This is a genomic window from Nonomuraea sp. NPDC049480 (assembly GCF_044465905.1).
Taxonomy (GTDB): Bacteria; Actinomycetota; Actinomycetes; order Streptosporangiales; family Streptosporangiaceae; genus Nonomuraea.
This window is the reverse complement of record NZ_JBITMD010000015.1, coordinates 1-24,828: the sequence shown is the minus strand read 5'-3', so window position 1 is coordinate 24,828 and position 24,828 is coordinate 1. Positions and strand designations below refer to the sequence as shown.

General features: G+C 68.2%; 29 protein-coding genes and 1 pseudogene. 17 read left to right on the top strand and 13 right to left on the bottom strand.

Going from position 1 to position 24,828, the window contains the following annotated elements; translation table 11 throughout:
* Positions 1 to 23 precede the first annotated feature (23 nt).
* Positions 24 to 953 (bottom strand): LysR family transcriptional regulator, encoded by a 930-nt coding sequence (locus ACIBX3_RS35525; RefSeq protein ID WP_397124852.1) that lies wholly within the window; start codon positions 951 to 953, stop codon positions 24 to 26.
* Between the two features lie 134 nt (positions 954 to 1,087).
* Here ACIBX3_RS35525 and ACIBX3_RS35520 point away from each other — a divergent pair, with 134 nt between their 5' ends.
* Genes ACIBX3_RS35520 through ACIBX3_RS35510 form a run of 3 tightly spaced genes read left to right on the top strand, consistent with a single transcriptional unit; the run spans position 1,088 to position 4,493 of the window.
* A complete protein-coding gene (locus ACIBX3_RS35520) occupies positions 1,088 to 1,837 on the top strand; it encodes a succinate dehydrogenase cytochrome b subunit (RefSeq protein ID WP_397124850.1) in 750 nt (249 codons plus the stop codon).
* Positions 1,834 to 3,756 carry a fumarate reductase/succinate dehydrogenase flavoprotein subunit gene (locus tag ACIBX3_RS35515; RefSeq protein ID WP_397124848.1) on the top strand — a complete coding sequence of 641 codons (1,923 nt, stop codon included), beginning with the start codon at positions 1,834 to 1,836 and terminating at the stop codon, positions 3,754 to 3,756. The genes ACIBX3_RS35520 and ACIBX3_RS35515 overlap by 4 nt, the downstream gene beginning before the upstream one ends.
* Entirely contained in the window at positions 3,753 to 4,493 is a 741-nt protein-coding gene (locus ACIBX3_RS35510) for a succinate dehydrogenase/fumarate reductase iron-sulfur subunit (protein ID WP_397124846.1), read from the top strand. The genes ACIBX3_RS35515 and ACIBX3_RS35510 overlap by 4 nt, the downstream gene beginning before the upstream one ends.
* Positions 4,494 to 4,586: 93 nt before the next feature.
* On the opposite strand, the gene ACIBX3_RS35505 is transcribed toward ACIBX3_RS35510, so the two are convergent.
* Positions 4,587 to 5,222 (bottom strand): TetR/AcrR family transcriptional regulator, encoded by a 636-nt coding sequence (locus tag ACIBX3_RS35505; protein ID WP_397124844.1) that lies wholly within the window; start codon positions 5,220 to 5,222, stop codon positions 4,587 to 4,589.
* Positions 5,223 to 5,329: 107 nt separating this feature from the next.
* On the opposite strand from ACIBX3_RS35505, the gene ACIBX3_RS35500 reads away from it, so the two are divergent.
* Positions 5,330 to 6,064: an SDR family NAD(P)-dependent oxidoreductase gene (locus ACIBX3_RS35500; protein ID WP_397124842.1), complete on the top strand. Its 735-nt coding sequence runs from the start codon at positions 5,330 to 5,332 to the stop codon at positions 6,062 to 6,064.
* A 296-nt stretch (positions 6,065 to 6,360) separates the two neighbouring features.
* Here the strand turns inward: ACIBX3_RS35500 and ACIBX3_RS35495 are convergent, their stop codons facing one another.
* Complete coding sequence (locus ACIBX3_RS35495; protein ID WP_397124840.1) at positions 6,361 to 6,693, bottom strand: hypothetical protein; 333 nt, start codon at positions 6,691 to 6,693, stop codon at positions 6,361 to 6,363.
* A gap of 222 nt (positions 6,694 to 6,915) precedes the next feature.
* Between ACIBX3_RS35495 and ACIBX3_RS35490 the strand changes: the two genes are divergently transcribed.
* From ACIBX3_RS35490 to ACIBX3_RS35480, 3 genes are all read left to right on the top strand, one after another.
* Positions 6,916 to 8,319: an ATP-binding protein gene (locus ACIBX3_RS35490; RefSeq protein ID WP_397124838.1), complete on the top strand. Its 1,404-nt coding sequence runs from the start codon at positions 6,916 to 6,918 to the stop codon at positions 8,317 to 8,319.
* Positions 8,320 to 8,431: 112 nt separating this feature from the next.
* On the top strand, positions 8,432 to 9,013 hold the full coding sequence (locus ACIBX3_RS35485; protein ID WP_397124836.1) for an RNA polymerase sigma factor: 582 nt from the start codon (positions 8,432 to 8,434) through the stop codon (positions 9,011 to 9,013).
* Complete coding sequence (locus ACIBX3_RS35480; protein ID WP_397124834.1) at positions 9,010 to 10,146, top strand: CU044_5270 family protein; 1,137 nt, start codon at positions 9,010 to 9,012, stop codon at positions 10,144 to 10,146. Before ACIBX3_RS35485 ends, ACIBX3_RS35480 begins: the two co-directional genes overlap by 4 nt.
* A 22-nt stretch (positions 10,147 to 10,168) precedes the next feature.
* Here ACIBX3_RS35480 and ACIBX3_RS35475 read toward each other — a convergent pair whose 3' ends face one another.
* Genes ACIBX3_RS35475 through ACIBX3_RS35465 form a run of 3 tightly spaced genes read right to left on the bottom strand, consistent with a single transcriptional unit; the run spans position 10,169 to position 11,547 of the window.
* Positions 10,169 to 10,579: a hypothetical protein gene (locus ACIBX3_RS35475; RefSeq protein ID WP_397124832.1), complete on the bottom strand. Its 411-nt coding sequence runs from the start codon at positions 10,577 to 10,579 to the stop codon at positions 10,169 to 10,171.
* Between the two features lie 19 nt (positions 10,580 to 10,598).
* Positions 10,599 to 10,844 (bottom strand): hypothetical protein, encoded by a 246-nt coding sequence (locus tag ACIBX3_RS35470; RefSeq protein WP_397124830.1) that lies wholly within the window; start codon positions 10,842 to 10,844, stop codon positions 10,599 to 10,601.
* Positions 10,845 to 10,902: 58 nt separating this feature from the next.
* Positions 10,903 to 11,547: a TetR/AcrR family transcriptional regulator gene (locus tag ACIBX3_RS35465; RefSeq protein ID WP_397124828.1), complete on the bottom strand. Its 645-nt coding sequence runs from the start codon at positions 11,545 to 11,547 to the stop codon at positions 10,903 to 10,905.
* A gap of 78 nt (positions 11,548 to 11,625) precedes the next feature.
* On the opposite strand from ACIBX3_RS35465, the gene ACIBX3_RS35460 reads away from it, so the two are divergent.
* The 3 genes from ACIBX3_RS35460 (at position 11,626) to ACIBX3_RS35450 (ending at position 14,220) form a co-directional block, all read left to right on the top strand.
* Positions 11,626 to 13,041, top strand: a complete 1,416-nt coding sequence (locus ACIBX3_RS35460) for a DHA2 family efflux MFS transporter permease subunit (protein ID WP_397124826.1) — start codon at positions 11,626 to 11,628, stop codon at positions 13,039 to 13,041.
* A complete protein-coding gene (locus ACIBX3_RS35455; RefSeq protein WP_397124824.1) occupies positions 13,038 to 13,817 on the top strand; it encodes an SDR family NAD(P)-dependent oxidoreductase in 780 nt (259 codons plus the stop codon). The genes ACIBX3_RS35460 and ACIBX3_RS35455 overlap by 4 nt, the downstream gene beginning before the upstream one ends.
* Positions 13,818 to 13,884: 67 nt before the next feature.
* Positions 13,885 to 14,220, top strand: coding sequence for a cupin domain-containing protein (locus ACIBX3_RS35450; protein ID WP_397124822.1), 336 nt, complete (start codon positions 13,885 to 13,887; stop codon positions 14,218 to 14,220).
* A 577-nt stretch (positions 14,221 to 14,797) separates the two neighbouring features.
* Here ACIBX3_RS35450 and ACIBX3_RS35445 read toward each other — a convergent pair.
* The gene (locus ACIBX3_RS35445) at positions 14,798 to 15,151 is read right to left on the bottom strand and encodes a hypothetical protein (RefSeq protein ID WP_397124820.1); all 354 of its coding nucleotides are present in this window, start codon (positions 15,149 to 15,151) and stop codon (positions 14,798 to 14,800) included.
* A gap of 185 nt (positions 15,152 to 15,336) precedes the next feature.
* Between ACIBX3_RS35445 and ACIBX3_RS35440 the strand changes: the two genes are divergently transcribed.
* The 3 genes from ACIBX3_RS35440 to ACIBX3_RS35430 all read left to right on the top strand — a co-directional run bounded on the left by ACIBX3_RS35440 (position 15,337) and on the right by ACIBX3_RS35430 (position 18,195).
* Positions 15,337 to 16,683: a transcriptional regulator gene (locus ACIBX3_RS35440; protein WP_397124818.1), complete on the top strand. Its 1,347-nt coding sequence runs from the start codon at positions 15,337 to 15,339 to the stop codon at positions 16,681 to 16,683.
* 40 nt (positions 16,684 to 16,723) lie between these two features.
* On the top strand, positions 16,724 to 17,248 hold the full coding sequence (locus ACIBX3_RS35435; RefSeq protein WP_397124816.1) for an NUDIX domain-containing protein: 525 nt from the start codon (positions 16,724 to 16,726) through the stop codon (positions 17,246 to 17,248).
* A 713-nt stretch (positions 17,249 to 17,961) separates the two neighbouring features.
* Positions 17,962 to 18,195 (top strand): hypothetical protein, encoded by a 234-nt coding sequence (locus tag ACIBX3_RS35430; RefSeq protein ID WP_397124814.1) that lies wholly within the window; start codon positions 17,962 to 17,964, stop codon positions 18,193 to 18,195.
* Between the two features lie 193 nt (positions 18,196 to 18,388).
* Here the strand turns inward: ACIBX3_RS35430 and ACIBX3_RS35425 are convergent, their stop codons facing one another.
* Both ACIBX3_RS35425 and ACIBX3_RS35420 read right to left on the bottom strand, forming a co-directional pair.
* Positions 18,389 to 18,751, bottom strand: coding sequence for a hypothetical protein (locus tag ACIBX3_RS35425; protein ID WP_397124812.1), 363 nt, complete (start codon positions 18,749 to 18,751; stop codon positions 18,389 to 18,391).
* 68 nt (positions 18,752 to 18,819) lie between these two features.
* On the bottom strand, positions 18,820 to 19,395 hold the full coding sequence (locus ACIBX3_RS35420) for a hypothetical protein (RefSeq protein WP_397124810.1): 576 nt from the start codon (positions 19,393 to 19,395) through the stop codon (positions 18,820 to 18,822).
* Positions 19,396 to 19,426: 31 nt separating this feature from the next.
* Here ACIBX3_RS35420 and ACIBX3_RS35415 point away from each other — a divergent pair, with 31 nt between their 5' ends.
* Positions 19,427 to 19,651 carry a hypothetical protein gene (locus ACIBX3_RS35415; protein WP_397124808.1) on the top strand — a complete coding sequence of 75 codons (225 nt, stop codon included), beginning with the start codon at positions 19,427 to 19,429 and terminating at the stop codon, positions 19,649 to 19,651.
* Positions 19,652 to 19,675: 24 nt separating this feature from the next.
* On the opposite strand, the gene ACIBX3_RS35410 is transcribed toward ACIBX3_RS35415, so the two are convergent.
* Positions 19,676 to 20,005, bottom strand: coding sequence for a hypothetical protein (locus tag ACIBX3_RS35410; RefSeq protein WP_397124806.1), 330 nt, complete (start codon positions 20,003 to 20,005; stop codon positions 19,676 to 19,678).
* A complete protein-coding gene (locus ACIBX3_RS35405) occupies positions 20,002 to 20,235 on the bottom strand; it encodes a hypothetical protein (RefSeq protein WP_397124804.1) in 234 nt (77 codons plus the stop codon). The genes ACIBX3_RS35410 and ACIBX3_RS35405 overlap by 4 nt, the downstream gene beginning before the upstream one ends.
* 306 nt (positions 20,236 to 20,541) lie before the next feature.
* On the opposite strand from ACIBX3_RS35405, the pseudogene ACIBX3_RS35400 reads away from it, so the two are divergent.
* The 3 genes and pseudogenes from ACIBX3_RS35400 to ACIBX3_RS35390 all read left to right on the top strand — a co-directional run.
* Positions 20,542 to 20,929 (top strand): annotated as a pseudogene (locus tag ACIBX3_RS35400) (RtcB family protein); the annotation flags it as partial.
* Positions 20,930 to 21,265: 336 nt separating this feature from the next.
* On the top strand, positions 21,266 to 21,622 hold the full coding sequence (locus ACIBX3_RS35395) for a hypothetical protein (RefSeq protein WP_397124802.1): 357 nt from the start codon (positions 21,266 to 21,268) through the stop codon (positions 21,620 to 21,622).
* A gap of 524 nt (positions 21,623 to 22,146) precedes the next feature.
* Positions 22,147 to 22,839 carry a phosphotransferase gene (locus tag ACIBX3_RS35390; RefSeq protein ID WP_397124800.1) on the top strand — a complete coding sequence of 231 codons (693 nt, stop codon included), beginning with the start codon at positions 22,147 to 22,149 and terminating at the stop codon, positions 22,837 to 22,839.
* A 32-nt stretch (positions 22,840 to 22,871) separates the two neighbouring features.
* Here the strand turns inward: ACIBX3_RS35390 and ACIBX3_RS35385 are convergent, their stop codons facing one another.
* Positions 22,872 to 23,687: an SDR family oxidoreductase gene (locus ACIBX3_RS35385; RefSeq protein WP_397124798.1), complete on the bottom strand. Its 816-nt coding sequence runs from the start codon at positions 23,685 to 23,687 to the stop codon at positions 22,872 to 22,874.
* A 69-nt stretch (positions 23,688 to 23,756) separates the two neighbouring features.
* Complete coding sequence (locus tag ACIBX3_RS35380; RefSeq protein ID WP_397124796.1) at positions 23,757 to 24,671, bottom strand: hypothetical protein; 915 nt, start codon at positions 24,669 to 24,671, stop codon at positions 23,757 to 23,759.
* Between the last annotated feature and the right edge of the window lie 157 nt (positions 24,672 to 24,828).

The following is a 24,828-nucleotide window of genomic DNA, read 5'->3' as shown; positions in this document are numbered from 1 at the left end:
CCGGGACGTTGGTCACGTTCTGCTCATTCTGCGATGAGGTCTACCCCTTGTGGAAGCGTGCCCTCATGTCCGGCCTCCACCACGAACGTCAGAAGGGTTTCCCTGAACGCCTGCGCGGCCGTGGTCGGCTCGACATCCTTGCGGTGGGCCAGCGCGATCGTCCTGCTGAGACCCGGCGGCCTGAGCGGTGTGCCGGACAACCCGGGGCGCCCGTCGAGCACCATGGAGGGCACCACGGCCGCCCCCAGTCCCGCCTCCACGAACCGCAGCACCGCGTCCATCTCCCCGCCCTGCACCGCGAAGCGCGGCTCGAACCCCGCCTGGCGGCACGCCGCCAGCGTCGCCTCCCGCAGGTCGTAGCCGCGCCGGAACATCACCATCGGCCGGCCGCGCAGGTCATCGATCTCCAGGTACGGGCCTTTCGGCCTCTCATGGGAGGGCGCGACCACCACAAGGTTCTCCCGCAGGATCTCCTCGGTCACCAGCGACGGGTCGTCGCTCTGCAGCGGCATGATGATCAACGACAGGTCGAGCTGCCCCCGCGCCAGCGCCCTGACCAGGTCACGCGAGCCGCCCTCCTCGACCAGCAGCTCGATCCCCGGGTACGTGCGATGGAAGCGGGCCAGCGCGTCCGCCACCAGCCCCGCGCAGAGCGACGGCGTGGCCCCGAGCCGCACCCGGCCCCTCCTGAGCCCCGCGAGCTGGGCCACCTCCTGCCTGGCGGTGTCGGCGTCGGCGAGCATCCGGCGGGCCAGCGGCAGCAGCGCCTCCCCGGCCGGGGTCAGCGTGACGTTGCCGCGCGCCCGTGAGAACAACGGGGCGCCGAGGTCGGTCTCCAGCGCCTTGACCTGCTTGCTCAGCGACGGCTGGGCGACCCGCATGCGCTCGGCGGCCTGGGTGAAGTGCCTGGTCTCCGCGACGGCGACGAAGTAGGCGAGCTGTTGCAGCTGCATGTGATTTTCCTCGCATCGGCCCTGCCGAATTGCCCGGGAAAAGCCGCTTACACCAGCATCATAGCTTCCGGCTATGGAAACCAGACCATTGATGACTTGGACGGATCATTGCTGCGTACCTAGCGTCTGAAGACGTGACTGCGACGATTGAGCGCGGTGCCGCGACCGCACCTGTGACACCTCCCAAGTCCACTCCAACGCCCAGGCCGAAGGGCGGGTTCCTGAACTCGTCGAACGGCAAGAAGGTCGTCATGGCGGTCACGGGCGCCGTGATGGTGCTCTTCCTCGTCGGCCACATGCTGGGCAACCTCAAGATCTTCCTCGGCAAGGACTCGTTCAACGACTACGCGTCCGCGCTGCGCACGCTGGGCGATCCGCTGCTGCCGTACCGGACGCTGCTGACGGTCGTGGAGATCGTCCTCGTCGTCTCGGTCGTCCTGCACATGTGGGCCGCGATCTCGCTGTCCCGCCGCGCGGGCAAGGCCAGGCCGGTCAAGTACGTCGCCAAGAAGTCGCGGGCGGGCGGCTACGCCACGCACATCATGCGGTGGGGCGGCCTGACGATCGCGCTCTTCGTGGTGTGGCACCTGCTCGACCTGACCTTCGGCGTCGTCAACCCGAAGGGCTTCGACTCCTCCCCGGCCGACCGGATGATCGCCGGCTTCGACGCGTCCCGGTGGTGGGTGACGCTGATCTACTTCGTGGCCGTCGTCATGGTCGGCCTGCACCTGCGGCACGGCATCTGGAGCGCCGTGCAGACGCTCGGCTGGGCCAATCGCAACCGGTACCGCGTGCTGCGGCTCTCGGCGGGGCTGATCGCGGCCGTGCTGGTCGTCGGCTTCCTGGCCCCGCCTCTCGCGATCACGTTCGGAGTTGTGAAGTGAAGTACATCGAAGGTCCGGAGATCCGCGACGCCAAGGCTCCCGCCGGACCCATCGAGGAGCGGTGGGAGAAGCGGAAGTTCAGCGCCAAGCTGGTCAACCCGGCCAACAAGCGCAAGCTCAACGTGATCGTGGTCGGCACCGGCCTCGCGGGCGGCTCGGCCGCGGCGACGCTGGGCGAGCTGGGCTACAACGTCACGTCGTTCTGCTACCAGGACTCGCCGCGCCGCGCCCACTCCATCGCCGCCCAGGGCGGCATCAACGCCGCCAAGAACTACCGCGGCGACGGCGACAGCATCTACCGGCTCTTCTACGACACGGTCAAGGGCGGCGACTTCCGCGCCCGCGAGTCGAACGTCTACCGCCTCGCCCAGGTCTCGGTGAACATCATCGACCAGGCGGTCGCGCAGGGCGTGCCGTTCGCCCGCGAGTACGGCGGCCTGCTCGACACCCGCTCCTTCGGCGGCGCCCAGGTCTCCCGTACGTTCTACGCCCGCGGCCAGACGGGCCAGCAACTGCTGCTGGGCGCGTACCAGGCGCTGGAGCGGCAGATCGCGGCCGGGACCGTGACCATGCACACCCGGCACGAGATGCTCGACCTGATCGTCGCCGACGGGCGGGCGCGCGGCGTCATCGTGCGCGACATGGTCACCGGCGAGATCGAGCGTCACCTGGCCGACGCCGTGGTGCTGGCCACCGGCGGCTACGGCAACGTCTTCTTCCTGTCCACGAACGCCAAGGGCTGCAACACGACGGCGATCTGGCGGGCGCACGAGCGCGGCGCGTACTTCGCCAACCCCTGCTACACGCAGATCCACCCGACCTGTATCCCGGTGTCGGGCGAGTACCAGTCGAAGCTGACGCTGATGTCGGAGTCGCTGCGCAACGACGGCCGCGTGTGGGTGCCGCTGCGCAAGAACGACACCCGCGCCCCCGGGGACATCCCGGATGACGAGCGCGACTACTACCTGGAGCGCATCTACCCGGCCTTCGGCAACCTCGTCCCCCGGGACATCGCCTCACGGGCCGCCAAGAACGTCTGCGACGAGGGCCGCGGCGTCGGTCCCGGCGGCCTGGGCGTCTACCTGGACTTCCGCGACGCGATCAACCGGCTCGGCCGCGACGCCGTGGAGAAGAAGTACGGCAACCTCTTCGAGATGTACGAGCGCATCACCGGCGAGAACCCGTACGAGACGCCGATGCGCATCTACCCGGCCGTCCACTACACGATGGGCGGCCTGTGGGTGGACTACGACCTGCAGTCGACGATCCCGGGCCTGTTCGTGATCGGTGAGGCGAACTTCTCCGACCACGGCGCCAACCGCCTCGGCGCCTCCGCGCTGATGCAGGGCCTCGCCGACGGATATTTCGTGCTTCCCACCACCATCGGCGACTACCTGGCCGCCGGCCCGTTCGGCGAGGTCGACGAGGAGGCCGTCGCCGAGGCCGAGATCAGGGTCCGGTCGAAGATCGACCGGCTCCTGGCAGTGAACGGCACCCGCACCCCCGACTCCTTCCACCGTGAGCTGGGCAAGCTCATGTGGGACTACTGCGGCATGGAGCGCACCGAGGAGTCGCTGCGCAAGGCCCTGGAGCGCATCCCCGAGCTGCGCGAGGAGTTCTGGCAGAACGTCAAGGTGTCCGGCACCGCCGAGGAGCTCAACCAGGTTCTGGAGCGGGCCGGCCGCGTGGCGGACTTCTTCGACCTGGCCGAGCTCATGTGCCTGGACGCCCTGGTCCGCAGCGAGTCCTGCGGCGGCCACTTCCGCGCCGAGTCCCAGGACGCCGACGGCGAGGCCCTGCGCGACGACGAGAACTTCGCGCACGTCTCGGCGTGGGAGCGCACGCCGGACGGGCCCGTCCTGCACAAGGAAACGCTCGAGTACGAGTACGTCAAGATGACCCAGCGGAGCTACAAGTGAACGTGACCCTGAAGGTCTGGCGTCAGAGCGGCCCGGACGACTCGGGCCGGATGGTGACGTACAGGGTGGAGGACGTCTCCCCGGACATGTCCTTCCTGGAGATGCTGGACGTACTGAACGAGCGCCTCATCATCGAGGGCGACGACCCGATCGCCTTCGACCACGACTGCCGCGAGGGCATCTGCGGCATGTGCGGCATGGTCATCAACGGCGTCGCCCACGGCGAGCAGGTCGCCACGACGACCTGCCAGCTCCACATGCGCCACTTCGAGGACGGCGCCACGATCACCATCGAACCGTGGCGCGCGGCCCCGTTCCCGGTCGTCAAGGACCTGGTCGTGGACCGGAGCGCGTTCGACCGCATCATCCAGGCCGGCGGCTTCGTCTCGGTCCCGGCCGGCTCGGCCCCGGACGCCCACAGCATCCCGGTACGCAAGGAGGACGCGGACGCCGCCTTCGACGCGGCCACGTGCATCGGCTGCGGCGCCTGCGTGGCCGCCTGCCCGAACGGCTCCGCCTCGCTCTTCACCGCCGCCAAGATCACCCACCTGAGCCTCCTTCCGCAGGGCCAGCCGGAGCGAGTGTCCCGGGCGAAGGCCATGGTGGACCAGATGGACGCGGAGGGCTTCGGCGGCTGCACGAACACGGGAGAGTGCACGGCGGTGTGCCCGAAGGGCATCCCGCTGGACACGATCGCCCGCATGAACGGCGACTACCTGAAGGCGAACGCCAAGTAGCCCGCGCTGCGGCCGGCCCGAGCGGACCTCGCTACCGTTCGGGCCGGTCGCGTATCAGTTGAAGATGCCGGCCGGCTGGGCCGAGCCGGCCGATCATGAACATTCCCGCATGATGCGGACCAGTTCCTCGGGACGCATGGGGGGCTCCGGCAGCGGGTGAGCCGCCGAGGCCCGGAACCCGTCCAGCATCAGGGCCAGATGCCGCCGCCAAGCCTGCGGCCGCACGGCTGCCGTGGCCTCGACCGTACGCGCGATGCCCCAGGTCACGAACGCCATGTCTTCGAGCGTGCAGTCCTCCCGCAGCGCGCCGGCCTCCCGCGCCCGCGTCACGATGCGCTGCATCAGCTCATACCCCCGCGCGTGGTCCTCCGTCGGCGCCGTCTGCGGCAGCCGCCGCGAGACGAGATCGTTGTAGCCGCGGTCGGCGGCCTGCAGCTCGCAGACCCGCTCCAGGAAGTGCACCAGCCCGGCCCACGGATCCGCCAGCGACAGAGCGTGCTCCGCGATCCGCACCACGGTGGCCGTCCGGTCGGCGAAGACGGCGTCGACGATGTCGGCGCGGTTCGGGAAGTGGTTGTAGAGGGTGCCGCTGCTCACCCCCGCCGTACGGGCGATCTCGTCGAGGGCGACGTCGAGCCCGCGCACGGCGAACAGCTCGCGGGCGGCCGCCACCAGTAGGTCCCGGTTTCGCTGCGCGTCCCTGCGTAGCGGCTTCGCTTGCGTCGGCATGCGGACCATCGTACCGAACTTGAGAACAGTCCCAACTTGTGGGTACGCTGCTCGAGCAGGAAAGTTGGGAACACAGTCAACTTAGCTGAATCAATTAAGGAGACGTCATGTCGAAAACACTCGCGATCTTCGGCGCCGGCCCCGTCCTCGGCCTGTCCCTCGCCCGCCGCTTCGGGCGTGAGGGCTTCCGCGTCGCGCTCGTCGCCCGTACCGGGAAGACCCTCGACCACCTCGTCGCCGAGCTGGCGCGCGACGGCATCGAGGCGGCCGGCTTCACCGCCGACGTCTACGACGGCGCCCAGCTCGCGGGCGCCGTCGCGGCCATCAAGGAGCGGTACGGCCGGATCGACGTCGCGGAACACAGCCCGGGCGGCGGCACCATGGGAGAGGAGATCGTGTCGACCCTCGACGTCGACGTCGAGAACACGCGCCTGATCATGGACCGGTACCTGCTGTCGGGGATCGCCCTGGTGCGGCAGGTCCTCCCCGACATGGTGGCCCGCGGCCACGGCGCCATCCTCTTCACGGCGGGGCAGTCCGGCATCCACCCGACCCCGTTCCTCGGCAACGCCGGCATGGCCCAGGCCGCGCTGCGCAACTACTTCCACACCCTCAACGCCGTGCTCGCCGGCAAGGGCGTCTACGTCGGAGCCGTCAACGTCGGCGCGCTCATCGAGGGCAGCGTGCCGCATCGGGCGATCACGTCGTCCGGGTCGCCGCTCGAGTTCGAGCCGGAGGTGATCCACCCGGACGTCTTCGCGGAGAACTTCTGGGACCTGTACGCCAAGCGCGATCGGGTGGAGGCTCTGGTGGGGAGTTTCGGGCAAGAGGCAGACCGCTGACGAGCTCGAGTACGCCTGGCGATCAACCCAGCGCTGAGCGGCCGCCCTGGCCGGTGACGCCGGACGCCACCTCGCCGAAGGTGATCACCATGTATCTCCCGTTGGCGTAGCTGACCACAGGCCGCCCGAGCGTGTCACCCACCCCCCGGGGCGACCCTCTGGAAAAGCTCCACCAGTTCCGGGGTGTCGGCGCTCACCCTGAACCGGCCGCCGGCGACGAGGTGCTCGGCGACGAGGGGGACGAAGGCCGCCCCTTCAGGATGCCGTCCGCGCCACCCCGCTGGACCGCTATCGAATCAGCCGATCCCGGAACACGGGCTCATGACGATCGCGAAGCCCTTGAGTAGCCCGAACAGGCCGAGTGTCGCGCCGATGCCGATGACGGCGAAGGTGGGGACGCGCTTGGCGACCCCGTGGTAGGCGATCAGGCCGGTCGCCGCCTCCCATGCCGCGACCACACCCACCAGCAGGGCGATCGCCCCCAGGCCGATCCCGGCGTAGTTCACGTAGGTGCACTGCGTCGCATCGTTGATCGACACGATGTGCCGCTCATCGAGCCGTATGACCAGGGCGAGGACGCCCAGGACGACAACACCCCAGGACTTGGGGCTCACCATTCGAAGATTCACGTGTGCTGTTCTACGGGTCCGCTCTTGCGGATGGCTTGTGAAGCCCTGGGAAGCATGAGGTCCGTTGTTTATCGTCACATGCTAACTAATTTGTATGTCATCAGCCATACTATTTAGGTGACACCCATACTCAAGCCTCCACGAGTACTGTCTCGCGATGCCGAGTGGACGGCCCTTGTCCAGTTCGTACAACACCGGGACCCCCGCCTCCGACTCGGCGTCGTGTCCGGGCGGCGGAGGATCGGAAAGAGTTTCCTTCTTCGCGCACTGGCGGAAGCCGCCGGCGGCCTCTATGTCTCGGCTGTGGCGGAGGAGGGCGTGGTCGCGGCGCGGCGGCGGTTGGCAGCTGAGATCGCGCGTTATGCGGGGATCGGCCCGGAGATGATGGGCGAGGCGAGCTGGGAGTCGCTCCTCTCCACCGCGATCGAGCTGACAGCTCAACGTCGGGGTGTGTTCGTCATTGACGAGCTGCCGTACTGGATGGCGCATTCTCCGGAGCTGCCCGGTCTACTCCAGCTGCTGTATGACGAGTCCCAGGCCGGTAAGGGGACTGCTGGTGGGCGGGTGATCGTCTGCGGGTCGGCTATGTCAGTGATGAACGAACTGCTCTCTGGTACGAAGGCGCTCCGGGGGCGCGCGGCGATCGATCTCCGTCTGCATCCGTTCGACCTGGCTACCATGGCGCGGCACTGGGGGATCGGTGACCCGGCGACAGCCCTTCGGGTGCATGCGATCCTCGGTGGCGCTCCCGGCTATCACAATCTCGCCAGTGTGGATCCACCGCAAACCATCGACGAACTGGACATGTGGGCTCCAGCTACTGTGCTGGACCCGCGTCAGGCGCTCTTCTCCGGAAGCGAAGCAGAGTATCTGCTGAGGGAGGACCCCAAGTTCACCGGGAGCGCCTTGCATTACGCGATCATCAATGCGGTCGCGAACGGCGCCACCAGTCCGGTCAAGATCGGTGGGTTGCTGGAGCAGCCGCGCTCGTCGCTGACCCGGCCCGTCGACGCGCTGACGGGCGCGGGATATCTGCGGTACGACACCGACCCGTTGTGGGAGAGGCGTCCAGTGATCACTGTTGCCGATCCCATCATCAGATTCCACAACCTGATCACCGTGCCGCAGCGCGATCTCGTCGAGACAGGGCAGTCGGCGGAGGCGTGGCAGCGCTCACGAGCGACCTTTGTCGCTCGCATCCTCGGGCCTCACTTCGAAGCATGCGCAAGGGACTGGCTTCGGGCCCAGGCTGATCCGGCTCTGCGGGGAAACGCCGGCCTCGTGTCGGCGACCGTGGTCAACGACCGGAAGGGGCAGGCCAAGCACGAGATCGACGTCGTTGCCCTGGACAAGCGGTCGGGGAGGGCGGAGATCAGCCTCATCGGAGAGGCGAAGGCGACGGTGACTCGGAGGAGCGTGGCGGATCTCGACCGGCTGGACCGGCTCAAGCGGCTTCTGGCGGAGCACGGGCACGACACCTCGTCGGCGGTCCTCGCCCTGTTCGCGATGGAGGGCTTCCAAGAGGATCTCGTCGGTACGGCGCGCCGCAGGGGAGATGTTCTGTTGGTCGACCTATCTGCCCTGCTGGGTTCCGGTGATCCGGTGGTCGTGCCTGGCGCTTCATGACAGGGGTCCTGCGCGGGCTGAGGTCAAGTCGGCGGTCCCAGGGCGTAACAAGTGAGGGATTCGGACCACTTCCTGGTATCAGAAGAACGCATCCCGAACGAAGGGGCTGGGCGTGACGGATGATTCGCACCGGTTCACCGGCATGTACGACGAGTGCCGGCAACGTGTGTGGGCTTACGTGGTCAGTCGCGCGGGGCGGCAGGTCGCGGACGAGGTGGTGAGCGAGACGTTCGCGATCGCCTGGCGGCGGCTGGACGACGTGCCGGAGCCGGCTCTGCCGTGGCTGCTCGGTGTGGCCAGGAACATCCTGCGCGACAACGTACGGGCCGATGCGCGCAGGGAGGCGCTGGCCGCGGAGCTGCGGGCCTGGACCGAGGGCGACGTGGCCGATCAGGTGGCCGAGCGGATGGGAGTCCTGCGGGCGCTGGCCGCGCTGGCGGAGGACGACAGGGAGATCCTCATGCTGGTCGCGTGGCACGACCTGTCGCCGAACCAGGCGGCCAAGGTGGTCGGCTGCTCGTCCGCGGCCTTCCGCGTCCGCCTGCATCGGGCCCGCAAGCGGCTCAAACAGGCGATGGAGGACGTCGCGGAGCCGGCTCCCGGGCCGGCCCGAGGGCCTCATGCGCAAGGCCGCGGTCAGGCGGGCCAGCCGCCCCTGTCCCACGTTCGGAACCTCAGTGAGGAGTGGTCATGAACCCTATCGACGAGCTTCGGGCCGCCCGGCCCGCGCACCTCGGCGACCGGCCGGTGGACGAGCGCACCAGGGCCGCCGAGCTTTCCCACGCCATGTCCCAGCCGCGTCAGCTCCGGCGGCGACGCAAGATCGTACGGCCCGTGTGGGGGCTGGGGCTCGCCGGGGCCGCTGCCGCCGCGACCGCCGTGGTGGTCGTCATGGCGGGGAACGGGGCCGTGCCGACGCCACGGGCGCCCGATGGCGTACCGGCCACCGCCGGGTCCACGGCCGCGCCGAAGGTGAAGTTGTCGGCGCGGGACGTCCTGCTGGCCGCCGCCGAGAACGCGGACCGGCAGGCCGAGACCACCGGGGACTACTGGCACACCACGACGGTGACCCGGAGCCTGATGAGCGTGGCCAAGGGCGGCTACCGGTTGATGATGCAGGACCGATCCGAGATGTGGACGCCCAGCGCGACCGGCGGCGAGCAGTGGAGCCGCAGCCAGTCGCTCGGGGCCCGGCCCGTCACCGAGGAGGACCGCCAGGCGTGGGAGGCGGCCGGATCCCCGGCCGAGGTCGAGATCAGGGTGCCGGGCAAGGGAGGGCTGAGGATGCCGATCGCTCCCGGGAAGGTCCGGACGAGTCACAGTCCGCTGGTGGACGGCGACAAGGTGTTCTGGCTGGGCCGCAACGTCACGATGAAGGACCTGCGCGGCCTGCCGAGCGACCCGGACGAGCTCAAGAAGTGGCTGCTGCGTTCGTACAAGGGCCATGACACGGAGTCCTCCAGCGTCCCGATGGGCTCCGACGCCTGGCTGTTCAGGGTCAGCACGGGCCTGATCACGGACATGCCGGTGACGCCGCAGGTACGGGGTGCGGCGTTCCGCATGCTGGCCGAGCTCGACACCGTCAAGGTCGCCGAGAACGTCACCGACGCCGAGGGCCGCCAGGGTGCGGCCGTCTCCACCGAGGAGCGCGTCAAGGGAGGCGCCGTTCTGGAGAACCGGCTGATCTTCGACGAGTCGACCGGCCAGGCCCTCGCCAACGAGAACGTCGTGGTGAAGCCCGGCGGCTTGCAGGCGGGCTTCGAGCCGGGCACGGTCTGGCACTCGACGGCCGTGCTGGAGACCGGCTGGACCGACGACAAGCCCTGATCTGACCGCAGGCCCGCCGGACTCACCCGGTCTGGCGGGCCTCGTCGTTGGCGTTGGTGCGGATCTGCTGGATGCGCTGCTTGGTGAGGCCCAGCAGCTCGCCGATGTCTCCGTCCGACAGACCCAGCTCGTGCATGTGCTTGACGCGTTTCTTGAGCGTACGCGTGTAGTCCTCGGCGATCGCGGCGGCCTGGCGCTGGAGGGCGGCGAAGTCGTCGAGGTCCTGCTCCGACAGGCCGGGCAGCGTGTAGTGGAAGACGGGCGTGGGGGGCCGGGCGCGGTCGGCGAACAGATACGGCAGACCCTCGGCGACGTCCCCGTGGAGCTCCTTCAGCGTACGGGCCGACATACCGCCCGCCACGCCGTCCACCTCGGCCAGCCACAGGTTGCCGGCCATGGTGACATGGACGTCAACGCGGTCTGCGGGAGTCATCGGTTCTCCAACCAGGTCGTCAGTCCTCTAGCCAGTCGTCGCCGAACAGGTGCGCGAGCCCCTGCTCGAGGGAGTCCACCAGCTGCGGGGTCTCCCGAGGGTACAGCGGGACGCTCGCCCGGGCCGCCACACGGCCCTCGGCATCCCATAGCAAGAGGAATCGCTGCCGCTTCGTCGTTTCCGCCCAGTCGCAGCGCAAGCCATGGAGGTGGGAGAGCCCGATGATCCGATCGCGGATGGCCGCGTAGTCGTCTCGTTCCACCACACGCGGCAGACTATATCCCTTGCCTACCATCGACAATGGGTCTTGTCGCCATGATTGCCTAAGGTGTGTTGCTTTCGTCCGGACCCCAGGCGCTCAGGAAGGTCCGTACGGCCGCCGCCGCCAACTGCCGTAGCTCGGCGTCCTCGATCGGGCGGGTGCCGAGGTTGGTGCGGGCCTCCAGAGGGCCGAGGAGCAGGGCCATGAGTTGCTCGGCCGCCAGGTCGGGGTCGGCGGCGCGCAGGCGGCCCGCGAGCGTGAGCCTCGCCAGCCGGTCGGCCAGTGCCCGGTTGAGCCGATGGGGCCCGTTCGCCACCGCGATCTCCAGAATGTCTGGAAATCTAGTGACTTCGGAGTAGAGGAGGCGGCGCAGCGCGCATGAGCGCTCGTTGGTGTGCAGGCGCAGCAGCGCGTGGGCGACGTCCTCCAGTGTGGCGTGCAGGTCGTCGCCGGGACTCGCCAGCGGCTCCAGGACGGCCAGGCGATCGTCGAGCGCTGCCCGCGCGGTGGCCTCGATCGCGTGCTTGAACAGGGTCGCCTTGTCGGTCAGGTGGTTGTAGACCGTCGGCTTGGCCACGCCCGCCTCGTCGGCGATCTCCTGCACGCAGGCCTGGGCATAGCCCTGTCGGGCGAACACCGTGAACGCGCCCTCCAAGATCGCCTGCCGCTTGTCGATCCGGCCACGCGAGGCGGTGCTCGTGCTCATGCCCTCATTGTACTCACGGGTTCAACTTCGTATACGCATAGGTTGCATGCGGACAAAGGAGACAACTACGTTGAACTCATGAGTTCAAAAGACAGCTTGGGTCCCCGGCTGCTCGGAGTGATCGCCGTAGTGCTGTTCGGCGGGTTACTGGGGATCCTCAACAGCACGATGGCCGCCGTCGCCGCCGGCACCCTGGCCCGGGACTTCGACACCTCGTTGAGCACGATCGGCTGGACGTCCACCGGGTTCCTGCTGGCCGTCACCGCCACCATCCCGTTCACCACGTGGGCCGTGGACCGGTTCGGCGGCAAGCGGCTGTGGCTGGCCGGCCTGCTGCTGTTCATCGCCGGCTCGTTCGGCGCCGGGATGGCCTGGAACGTCGGCAGCCTGATCGCCTTCCGCGTCCTGCAGGGGATCGGGGCGGGGCTGCTCGATCCGCTCGTACTGATCCTGCTGGCCCGTGCCGCCGGTCCGCGTCGTGCCGGGCGGGTGATGGGGCTGATGGGCGTGGTGCTGTCCCTCGGGCCGGTGCTGGGGCCGATCGCGGGCGGGGCCGTGCTGGCCAGCCTGCCGTGGCGGTGGATGTTCCTGCTCAGCGTGCCCTTCGGCGCGGTGGCGTACCTGCTGGCCCGGCGCGTGATCCCGGCCGACGGGCGCGGCGAGCCGCAGGAGGCGGGGCTCGACGTCCTGGGGCTGGCGCTGCTCGGTCCCGGGTTCGGGGCCGTCGTGCTGGCGCTGTCGCAGACGGCCGAGCACGGTACGGTCGCCGCCTGGCAGCCGCTGCTCCCCCTGGGCGTGGGCGCCGCGCTGCTGCTCGGCTACGGGATCCACGCGCGTCGGCGGGCTGAGCCCTTGATCGACCTGAGGCTGTTCGCCAACCGGGGATTCAGCGCGAGCGTCACGATCATGGGGCTCGGCGGGCTGTCGCTCTTCGCCGCCCTGTTCGCCCTGCCCCTGTACTACCAGCAGGTCCACGGCCACGGCGTGTTCGCCGCCGGGCTGCTCATGGCCCCGATCGGACTCGGCGGCGCGGTCGCCATGCCGCTGGCCGGGCGCATGTCGGACCGGATCGGCGCCCGCGGGCTCGCCACCGGCGGCGCGATCGTGGCGGCGCTGAGCACGCTGGCCCTCACCCGGGTCGGCCCGGACACTCCCGAGATGTGGCCGGCGCTGGCGGCGTTCGCTCTCGGGCTGGGCAGCGGCTGCTTCAGCGCGCCGACGATGGGCTCCCTCTACCGGACCCTGCCCGGACCGATGGTCGCGCAGGGAAGCTCGGTGCTCTACATGCTCAACCAGCTCGGGGCGGCCCTCGGCGTCGCCCTCGTCACGCTCATCCTGCAGACCGCGGAGGGTCCCGTCGCCGGCTTCCACGGCGTCGCCTGGTTCTCCTTCGCCGTGATCGTGATCGTCCTGGCCGCGATCCCGCTCCTGCCCGGCAGGCCGCAGGCCCCGGCCGAGCAGTACGTACCTGATCAGATGGCGAGGACCTCGTGAAAACATTGGTGATCACCGGCGGCACGGACGGCATGGGGCGGGCGCTCGCCCGCACCTACCTCGACCGCGGGGACACAGTAGTGGTCGTCGGCCGGGACGCGCGCAAGGCGCCGCCCGGGGCCGTGTCCATCCCGGCGGACCTGAGCCTGATCAGCGAGAACAGGCGGGTGATCGAGGAGATCAACGGCCGGTTCGACGCTGTGGACGCGCTCGTGCTGTGCGCGCGGTATTTCCGCACGAGCCGGTACGTGACCGCCGAGGGACTGGAGGGGACGTTCGCGCTGGACTACCTGAGCCGCTTCCTGCTCAGCCACGGCCTTCGCGAGCCCGGGCTCATCGTCAACGTGTCGGGGCCCGGCCAGCCGGACGGGCGGATTCATTGGGACGATCTCATGCTGGAGCGCGGGTATGACGGCATGACGGCCCAGTTCCAGGCCGGGAAAGCGAACGACCTCTTGGGGGTGGCCTTCGCGGGCAGGGAAGGTCGTACTCGCTACGTCCTGATCCATCCCGGGGGCGTGGCGACGAGCGTCGCCGGCCAGTACGACGCGACGACCGCGCCGCACGCCGAGGCGCTCAAGCGGTACGGAATGCCGGTCGAGGAGGGGATCAAGCCGATCGTCGCACGCATCGACGACCCGCCCGTGGAGCCGCTCACCGCCTTCGTACGGGACCGCCGGATCGGCCTGGACCTGCCGTCCTTCGACCGGCGGCCGGCCGAGCGACTGCACCGGCTCACGCTGAAGCTGATTGGTTCGAGAGAAGAGCCAATTTAGCTTGATTGGATCTGTGAAGGGGCCATTGGCGGCGGTTGAATGGGCATCCGACGACGAGGAGGACGTCATGAAGGTCGAATCTGGTGTCGCGGTGTCGATTCCGCAGGTCATCGGCACGCTTCCCGGCCCCTTCCAGCAGCGCGAGCTGGCCCGGGTGAACGACGCCGTCGTACGGCTGGCTCAGCTCCACGGCGAGTTCCCCTGGCACTACCACGACGAGGACGAGCTGTTCCTGTGCTGGGACGGCACATTCAGGATCGAGCTCGAAGGACGCGAACCGGTCACCATGGTCGCGGGTGATGTCTTCGTCGTACCGCGAGGGCTGCGGCACCGGCCGGTGGCCGACGAGCCCGCGCACGTCCTGCTGGTGGAGCGACCCGAGACGAAGCAGTACGGCAGCTGATTCGGTTGCAGCGGGTGGGCGATCTCCGGCCTGATAGATCACGTTCGAGGCGGGGGAAGAGCGGCCGTGGCTGGACCAGCAGCCAGAGGCAGGGCCGCATGCGGTGCTCAAGGTGAGCTGCCTACAAGTACGGCGCATCGGACGCAGGCGCGTGGAGAGGCCGGAACGAACGGCCGCGTGGAGAGGCCGGAACGAACGGCAGAGACCAGTCGCAGATTGGCAGAGGTCTGACCGGCTCTGCGCACAGGCCGGTTGAGGTTCCAGGGAGTACGGCGTGAGGACGGCTTCGCGGCCGGTTCCGGAGATCCCGCTCGCCACTCGGACGCTGAAGGCTCCTCCGCGACGGCCACGGGCTCGACGGCGAGGTCATCCCAATGAACCGGCCAGCGACGAATGCCGGCAGGAAGATCGTATTGGTCGCCGTCGATTTGAACGAGGGCGTTGGCCCCGTACATGAAGATGCTGATCACTACGCCTTGACGCCCCACGAGAGCGGCACCGTAGGCGCAGGTTCTCGCATTGCTGTGCAGGAGACTCACGATTGTTACGCGGCTCCCTACCAGCGGGGCTTTGGAGGTCAACTGGCTGATTCCGAGGAAGCTGCCGTGACCTCGCTGGTGGGTCCGGTCAAAGGATGGCTTCTGCGGAGTTCCGCGTAGCGGAAGGCGACGCGGTGGGCGGCTCTCTCGGGTTCGAGTGCCGAATGGCAGGCATAGATGACCCGCTCACGTTGTGGGTCCCAGCCGGTCCGCCACCAGTAACGGTCCCCGTCGCACCAGACCACCAGGCCCACCCAGACGGACACCAGCGCCAGCCCGTATGCGTCGTGGACATCGGCGGGGACACCGAGTGCCTCCAGAGCCTTGCCCATGTCGCGTGCGGCTTCTGGCGGGGACGGCAGGATAATGATCTTGGGGTGGTTCCGGGTCATGGAGCCAGTGCACTTGGCCAAGGGGCGCCGCCATAAGCGCGTGATCGGAGGTGGCCGTGGGAACCGGTTCACACCCCGTGTGAATGCGATTCACCTATGACCTGGTCTTCCACCAACTCGCCTGTTCACGATGTGACGCACTGCTTACACTCCGGGTAGGGCTTCGCTGGACGGAGGGGCCGACGGTGAGTGAGCTGAACATCCTGCTGGACTCGCTACTCGCAGAGGCGGGGATCTCTCACGCGGGACTGGCCGCACGCATCAACAGGGCCACTGTGACGGCTCGTCGTCCAACCCGGTACGACCACACGGCAGTAGCCCGCTGGATAAGAGACAACGCCACCCCAAGAGGAGACGTCCCAGAGATCATCTGCGAGATCATCGGGCCCAGGGTGGGGCGCGTCCTTCAACTGGCCGATATCGGGATGGCGAGAGCCGCAGGCGACGACGTCGGGATGGAGCTGCCGAAGGCCGTCGATCAAGCGGTGGCTCTGTGGCGAGGAGATCTCGGCAACAAGGTCCTACCGGTTGGCGCAGCGATGATCGATGGCCCGGCCGCCATCGCTCCCGTCTTCGAGTGGGAGAATCCGCCGCACGAGATCGACGTTTCCCGCCAAGGGCCGCGTCCGGTGTCGATGGCTGACGTGCAAGTGCTCAAGGACGCGCGGATCCGATACGAGCAGATGTACCGCAGGGTGGGAGGTGTCCCTGTACGGCCGCGCCTCGTCGCCTTTCTCAACACCAGCGTGACGCCGCTGCTCAAAGGCAGTCACGACGACCGCCTCGGCAGGGAACTGTTCCGAGCGGCCGGTGGGCTGGCTGCGCTCGCGGGCATATGCGCGTACGACTCCGACAGGCAGGCGCTGTCCCAGCGCTACTTGTTCCACGCGCTGCGGATGGCCAAGGCGTCCAGCAACCTCGCGTTCGGCGGCTATGTGATCGCGTTGCTGGCGAACCAGGCGATGGCGCAGGCGAAGTACCGGCGCGTCATCCAGTATTGCGAGACCGCGCTACGAGGAGCGCGAGGCCACCTGAGCCCCGCCCTCGCTATGGATCTTCACATCCTCCACGCCAAGGCCTATGCACGCATCGGCGATCGGGCGAGCTGCCACGCCCACATGCGGCTCTCCGAGGCCACGGCGGCCCAGATCCGGCGGGGAGAGGAACCTCCGGAGACCGGCTACGTACAGCCAGGGCTCCTTGAGTGCCAGCACGCAGAGGCGCTGCGGCGGCTGGGGGATCTGACGTCCGCGCAGGCGTACGCCGAAGAGGCCCTGTGTCTGGCTGACACCTGCCACCTGCGAGGGCAGGCTCACAGGCTGGCCACACTCGCTCTGATCCTTGCTGAACGCGGTGAACTCGAACAGGCCGCCTCCACCGCGGAATGCATGCTGGACTGCACCGAGGGCATGGAATCCGAGCGCCTTGCCGAGCGCATCGAGTCGGTGACGACTGCGCTGAGCGCCTACGACACGCGACCGGTCAAGGAGTTTGTCGCTCGCGCCAGGCAGCAGGCAGGCATCCCCTTGTAGCGTTGGTGCCGATTCAGGCGTCCACGCTGGGAGCACCCGAATGCGCTGGCAGGTCCACTCGGAAGAACCGCTCTACACCGACCCCTGGCTCGACGTCCGGGTGGCCGATGTGGAGCTTCCGGACGGAAGGCATCTCGATCATCGGCTCATCCGCACCGCGCCCGGTGCGGGCGCCGTCGTCACCGACGAACATAGCCGCGTGCTGCTCATCTGGCGGCACCGCTTCATCACCGACACCTGGGGCTGGGAGATCCCGATCGGCAAGATCGACGAGGGAGAGGAACCTATCGCAGCCGCCGCCCGAGAGGTCGAGGAGGAGACCGGCTGGCGGCCCGGCCCCTTGCGTCCGCTGCTCTACACCCAGCCGACCAGCGGCATTTCCGATTCCGAGCACCACATTTTCCGAACCGACAGCGCCCAGTACATCGGTCCGCCGACGGAAGGGTGGGAGGCCGAGCGCATCGAGTGGGTCCCCCTGACGGACATCCGCCGCCTGATCGACAAGCGCGACATCGTCAGCGGAACCAGCATGAACGCTCTGCTCTACGTCCTCATGGAGGTGTAGCGGCTCACAGCCGTGGCTGCTGCTCTCACCGCTTCGGGGCCATTCTGGTGCTCTGCATGAGCGCCAAAGACCGGACGCTTCCGATTCAACAGGGCGCCGCACGGGAGTGATGCGCCACGCAATCAGATCTTGCCGAATTGCCATTGTGAATATCAAGCGGCGGCGCGCCGCGCCGACGTCCCTGCGCCGCGCTGCGGCCTGGGGGCCGGTCACGGCGCAGGCGTCGCGCGGGGCATCGCCGCACGGCCTCTGCGCCGCACCCAACCAACGCGCCGACCGCCGGCACGCCGCCACACCGTACAGTGCCGTCATGGACAGGCCACCTCACGTCACAGACGAAGAGCCTTCCGCCTGCCCCGCATGCGGAGCCGGACCGGAGCAGTCCACCGACCCAGACCGCATGTGGACCAGCGTCTGCTACTGCGGGCATCCGAGGTACTACGACTACAAGCATCACGCTGGCAGCGCCCGTACATCACAAGCTCGTGAAACAGACGCCTCCGGCGGGGGCTTCCAGCTCCGGGGATGATCGCCGCGTGATCCTGAGGTTCCTGGCTGGTTAAGTCGGAAGCCTGACGCCCGTCCGCCATCGACCCGGGACAAGCCGAGCAGACCATGGCCCGCTTCCACTTCGGGCGGGACGACGGCAGACGGGATGATCGTCGGGCAGGGCGGGGTGCGCGCGGTGCGCTCCAGCCGGAACAATGTCGTACGTGGACGTAACCCGAATCACCGCTGATGTGATCACAGTGGACCTTAGCCCGGATGACGCTCTCGCTATTAACAACGCTCTCAACGAGGTCTGCAACGGGATCCACCTCGACGACCGGGACTTCCAGACGCGCATGGGCGTTGAGCGTGACCATGCTCGTGCTGTCCTGCGCGCCATCAACAACTCCATCAGCCTGATGAAGGACCAGTGCTTGGCAGAGGGCAAGGAGTGGTAGGGCCGCAACTCGCGGCTTGATCGTCGTGCCATTAGCCCCGGTGATGAGGGGGCAATCACGGTCACTCACGACTGCTCCAGCGACCCCGCTGGCCAGGCGATCCGAGGTCCAGTCCCCGTGATAGCTGCAATTCCCAAGCTGACAGCGCGGGTTCGACTCCTCACTCGCTCCGGTCCCCCTGGGGCCGGGGTGTTCATTTCTCCTCGCTATCGTCAAGAGGATCGAGCAGGCCGCATGCTCCCTCGATGTCTCCAGACGAGATCAGATCACGAATCGCGGCCGCCATACCCTCGAACCCGGCGTCTCGAACGATGATTAAGTCCGAGCACCAGAAGTACCTGCCGCCGAGACACTCGCCGGTGCGCGCATTCTTGTCCATGTTGCGCTGGACCACATCCAGGGTCATGAAGGTCGCATATCGGCGGGAGCCGTCGCGGAAAGTGATCGTCGCGTCTGCCTCGTCGGCGGTGTCCGGCTCGTATCCCTCCCATGCCGGGATCGTCATCTCGAACTCCGGATCTGCGATGCGATAGAAGGTCCCGTCAAAAGTGATCATCTGTTGTCCCTTCTGTAGCCGACGGCTGTCTCGGCGACGATGGTGGCGATCACTCGGGTACCTACTGATCACAAGGTTGATGCAGGCGTCAGCAGCCACCGGGCGAAACAGCTCTCTTCGTCTAGCTGGGTGTACCAGCGCACCTTGAACGCGAACGTTGTGAACGTCGTCGTTATCAGAAGGCCCGGATCGTCCTCGTGCGATGGTCGTCCGTGCACCGGCGGCACCGATCCTGGTCGGGCAGGCATCAGGGGTTGCGAATGTGGTCCGCTGCCGTCGCACGCGGCGCTGAACAAGGCGATCTCGCCACTGTGCACGATGAGCGAGGCGCCGTCTTCATCATCGGTGTCCGGGTAGCGGAGGGCCTCAGGCAGCACACGTGGGTAGTCGGGACCGGATGCCTGCACGATGGCGATCCCGCCGTCTTCTGCTTGAAAGACCTCCATCCAGCTGTCATCGCGGACGACTCCGTCCGCGCCGACGAGGGCTGCCCAGCCGGCTCCGACCGGGATGCTGGTGCGCTCCGGGCCAAGATCCACAATGTCGTCGTATTGGTTGTCGCTGAACCCATGCCACGCGCCGCGCAGGGAAGCGTCGACACCGAGAAACGGATCGCCGTTCGTCCAGAGTCGGCCAGCATGCACCCACGGGGTGAGCCTCCCGTAGGTTGGGCGTATGGAGATCGGTGAGCTGCTCGGGGTGGGGCGCAGCGCGGCCGTGTACGCGATCGACGGCGAGCGGGTGCTGCGCCGCTACCGGCTCCCCTCGATGCGCGGCGGGAGGCGGCGGTCATGGCGTACGTGGGAGAGCCACCTCGTACGTCGCCCCGCGTGCTCGTCCCGGTTGGGGGCGGGGCGGCCGTCAAAGGCGGTCCGGCTCAGCGCTTACCAGCATCCCTGATCGTCGTAACGCAGGAGCAGGGATTCACGCTGACAGCAGTAGTTCGGCCCGGTCGTCCTCCGACAATCCGGCCTCGTACAGTCGGGATAGCAACTCTCGGTGCGCCTGCCACACCTCGGCCGGTATACCGGGAAGATCGTAGACATACTCGACGGTGACCGCCGTGTCCTGGGAGACTCCCAGGACGAAGTGTTTGACCGACTCGACCGCCACTCGCAGCTCCGCAAGCGTCTCGGCGGACACGCCGGAGCGCATGGGGAGACCAACGGGGGCGGCGTACCAGACATCGGCGTCAAGATCGAGGGCGTGTTCCCGGGTCACTCGGAACGTCAGACGGTGAACGGAAGAGGTCACTGCAACCAGTCCTTCCCGAAGACATGCTCAAGATCCGCCTGCAGGTCGTCCAGGGCCCGAACGCTGATGCCCCTCACCGGCACAACCGTACGAGCCACCACAACCTGATGGTGGTCGTAGAGCAAGAGTAGGCGAACCAGTGGCGTCGTCTCGCCCCAATCGACCCGCAAGTCTCGCTCACGCGCCAGCTTGTAGATCCGATCCCGGATCTCCGGATAGGAAGTCAACACAGAGTAACGGTACAACTACGTGAATGTCTGGGGTTGGTGGAGAGGAGGATTCGGTCGGCAAAGGGCTGTACGCGGTCCTGGCCCGACCTCCTTGACGACAGAGGACCGGCATGGCGGTCCTGTGTGGGGCCGCGGCGCCCCCGCCACCCGAGCCGTCCCATCTGTACTGAGATTGACCTTGATCTGGTCTTCTATAGTCTGCTCGTCCTTAGCCTTATCCGCGCCGGCCCGCTCGTAGCTCACCACCGGGATGAGATCCATGCGCCCGACGCTCACTAGAACCGCATGCCTGATTGCAAGCAGTAGCACCACAACTACGTGGTGGAGGAGCGGTACGACGGCGTGGACGTGCTCGTCACCCGCAAGGGCGCCATCCGGGTGGGAAGCGGCGAGCTGGGGATCATCCCGGGCTCGATGGCCACCGGCACCTACATCGTCAAGGGCCTGGGCAACAGCCAGGCGTTCAATCCGGCCTCGCACGGGGCCGGGCGGAAGATGAGCAGGAACAAGGCCAAAAGACCTTCACGCTCAAGGACCTGCAGGAGCAGACGTTCGGCGTGGAGGGCCGCAAGGACGCCGGGGTGATCGACGAGATTCCGGGCGCGTAAAGGACCTGGAGTCCGTGATGGCCGCGCAGACGGACCTGGTGCAGGTCGTGGCACGCCTGCGGCAGCTCATCTGCATCAAGGACTGAGCCTCCCGTAGGTTGGGGTGCATGGAGATCGGTGAGCTGGTTGGGTCGGGGCGCAGCTCGGCGCGCCGCCGCACAGAGCCAGATGCGCCGCCGTGGGTCGCACTCGCTTCGCCCGCCCTGCGGGTGCCTATGGCATGCCGTCGGCCGCGCCGCTCACCGATACGTGGGGTTGTAGTTCGACCTGCCTCCGGCGGGAGCCTCAGGCGCCGAGATGATCGCGACGAGAGTCAGGCAGTCAATGGCTGAGGTGGCCGGCTGAGGAGTGTGCGGCCGCACGGAGAACCGGGCTCAAGTGCCACCATCGGCACTCCGTATCGTGAGTTGAATCCTGTTCGCGTGGTTACCCGCATCAACGAAGGCAGTCGAGGCATCCTGCCGGGCCTCGCCTCGCCATCCACAGTCGCATGCCGCTACATAGCCCACGTCTTGGCCCAATTCCTCTACTCGACCACAATGATCACGGCCGCGTGCCTGTCGCGCCATGCCGTTTACGGTGAACACAGCGATGCCGATTGCCCCCCAGATGATGATCGTCGCAACGACGGCAGCCCATTCGGCCTGGCCGACGCCTACCAGTGGAATGGGCTCTCTGCGATGGGGAAACTTCAAGGCCGCGGTAGCGAAAATCGCGACCACAACGAGCAGCGCCAGCATGTTCCCGGCTGTGCGGCGCGCCTTGCGGACAAGGGCTAGGGCGCAGGGAATACCCGCTATGGCCGTGCCGATCGCGGCACCCCACGCCACTCGCGGCCAAAGCCACGGCTGTCCGAAAGCCTCCTCCAGAAGGACCATAGGAAGCACGCCGAGCATCAGGGCAGCCCCTATCAACCCCAAACCCGGGCGCCGATCGAAAAAATCGTCCAATAAGTCGCCCAAACCCCGCACGGCAAGAAAACGAGTCTCAGAAGGATCTAGTTCCCTTCCGTCGTGGCCAGGGCGACGATGGAAGACCCGGGCGGAGCAGTGCACGGGTATGCACATCTCAAGATCCGGAATATGCGCGGAACGCTTACCTAGCTCCTTGATCGTCAATGGTGCGCGGACGCAGGTCACCATAGCCTGGGGCCGTATGATCAACGCTTCGCTCAATCCGTAGATTGGGGATTCGACCCCGGGCGTGTAAAAGACATGGAGTCCGTGATGGCAGCGCAGACCAACCTGGTGCGGGTCGTGGCGCGCCTGCGGCAGCTCATCTGCCCTCCCGTAGGTTGGGGTGCATGGAGATCGGTGAGCTGGTGGGGTGGGGGCGCAGCGCGGCCGTGTACGCGATCGACGGTGATCGGGTGCTGCGCCGCTACCGGACTCCGCTCAACGTCAGGCGGGAGGCGGCCGTCATGGCGTACGTGGCCGCGCACGGGTTTCCGGTGCCCGACGTCTACCCCGACGTCTACCCCGATGCCGGCGGCGAGCTGTCCACCGATCTGGTGATGCGGCGGTTGTCCGGGCCGACGATGTTGCGGGCGCTGATCGACGGGGAGATCTCCGCCGAGGAGGTGGGCCGGGTCACGGCGGGGCTGCTCCGGCAGTTGCACGCGATCCCGGCCCGGGTCTCCGGTGATCCCCGGGATCGGGTGCTCCATCTCGATCTGCATCCGGACAACGTGATGCTGACGCCCCACGGGCCGTACGTGATCGACTGGTGCAACACACAGGAGGGGCCGCCGGGGCTGGACTGCGCCATGTCGGCGGTGATCGTCGGGCAGGTGGCGGTGGACGAGGAGAGCCCCTTCACGACGGTGGCACGGGAGGTGCTCGTGGCGTTGCTCGACGGGCTCGGTGACGCCATGGACTTCGGGGACGGGCTCGACCAGGCCAGCGCCAGGAGGGGCGCGGATCAGGGGCTCACCGCTCGCGAGGTGGGGTTCCTCGACGCGGCGGTGAGCCTGATCCGGGAGCTGAGGACCGGCTAGACCTCGGGGTGTCGTCCGCCCGGCGCGGGGATCTACGCCCGCCAGGCGCCTCGGGCGGCGGCCTCCTCGGCGTAGGTCTCGAAAGGCTTCGGGGGGCGGCCCGTCACCCGGTGGACGACGTCCGAGACCTGCTCATCGCCGAGGTCACGGAGCGCGGCGAACGCCTTGGCCTCGGCCATCGCCTGCTCCGAGAAACCCATCGCCGTGAGGTAGTCCTCGTCGTTCCCGCGATAGCGGACCTCGTGGCCGGCCGCCCGTCCGATGATGTCCACGGCCTCGCCGAACGTCAGCGAGCGCGGTCCCGTGACCTCGTAGACCTGCCCCGCGTGGCCGTCCCGGGTGAGGGCCGCGGCGGCGACGGCCGCGATGTCGCCGGCGTCCACGAACGCCTGCCGCGCCTCACCCAGCGGCACCACCACCTCGCCCGCCATGATCGCGGGCTGGAAGAATCCCTCGTCGAAGTTCTGGTCGAACCAGCTCGGCCGCAGGATCGTCCACTCCGCGCCCGAGTCGCGCACCGTGCGCTCGGCGGCCATGAGCCGCTCGTCGCCCATGGTCTCGATGCCCCCGCTGGACAGCAGCACGAGGCGCCGGACTCCCCGCTCCACCGCCAGCGACACGAACGCCGGGTCGATCGGCGTGCCGTCGGGCGCCATGACGTAGATGCCGGACACGCCAGCCACCGCCGGCTCCCACGTGCCGGGCACGGACCAGTCGAACCTGGTCTCGCTGGTTCTGGAGGCCGCACGCACGGCGTGCCCGGTGGCACGCAGCAGCGCGGCCACGCGCCGGCCGGTGGAGCCGGTCGCGCCGAGAACGAGAATCTCTTGCTGAGCATGCTGAGCCATGCCCCCGAGTCAAGCAAAGCCCGCCGACAGAACCAGCCCGCCGGCAGAACCAGCCCACCGGCAGAACCGTCATAGGCGGCCGGCGGCCCGCAGGACGCGGAGCGCGTTGAGTGTGGCCATCTCGTTCGGTCCGGAGCCGCCCCAGTCGACGGGGTCGTGGGCGTACGGCCGGTCGGGCGGGTTCCACCACCGGCCGCCCGTACGCCAGCGGCCGTCCTGCAGGCGGCGGCGCTCCACCACGTCCAGTGCGTCCGCGGCCCGGGGGTCGGAGGCCAGGCCCATCCGCGACAGCACCAGCAGCGCCTGAAGGATGTCGTAGTGCCAGTACGGCGGGTAGTGCAGGACCAGCCAGGCGCGGTTGATCACCTCGCCGGTGCCCATCCGGCGGAAGAGCCGGTGCTCCAGGAGCAGCTCTGCCGCCCGCGCCGCGGCCAGCGCCGCCGACTCGTCGCCGGTGGCCTGGGCGTACTCGTGCAGCGCCCACATCGGCGGCAGCGTCTCATGGAAGGAGGAGCGGCGGCCGCTGGCCCGCTCGTCGCAGTTCCAGCCGCCGTCGGGCCACTGCCAGGAGATCAGCCACTCGGCGAGCCGGCGGGCGCGGGGGTCGGTGGCCAGGCCGAGACGGCAGGAGGCGGCCAGGGCGTTGCCGTCGATGGAGGCGTGCCGGAGCGGCAGCCCGTTGACCGTGCGTACCTGGCGCTGGGCGGTCACCCAGGACAGGACGTGATCGGCGACGGCGAGCGCGCGCGGCTCGCCCGGCGGGACGCCCAGCTCGGCCAGCGAGACGAGCCGCCAGTGGGCGCCGGTCCACTTCTGGTACGGGTCGCCGCCGAGCCCGCCCGAGAGCAGGGCGTTGACCTTGGGGCCTTTCATGACGTCCTCGCCCGCGGGCTCCCCGAGCAGATCGCGGCGCGTCTGCCCGCGGACGCCCGGCTCGTCGCTGGTCAGCAGCCAGTCGATGGCCGTCCGGGTACGTGGGTCCATGACCCATGTTCTGTCGCGGGGCAGGGGGTCGACAGCCTGTCACATGATCAGTGAATCTCAGGTTCTCTCATGGTCTATCTTGATCGGGTGAAGCTTTCCGAGTGGGCGGCGCGCAATGGCGTGCACTATCAGACCGCGTGGACGTGGGCGAAAGAGG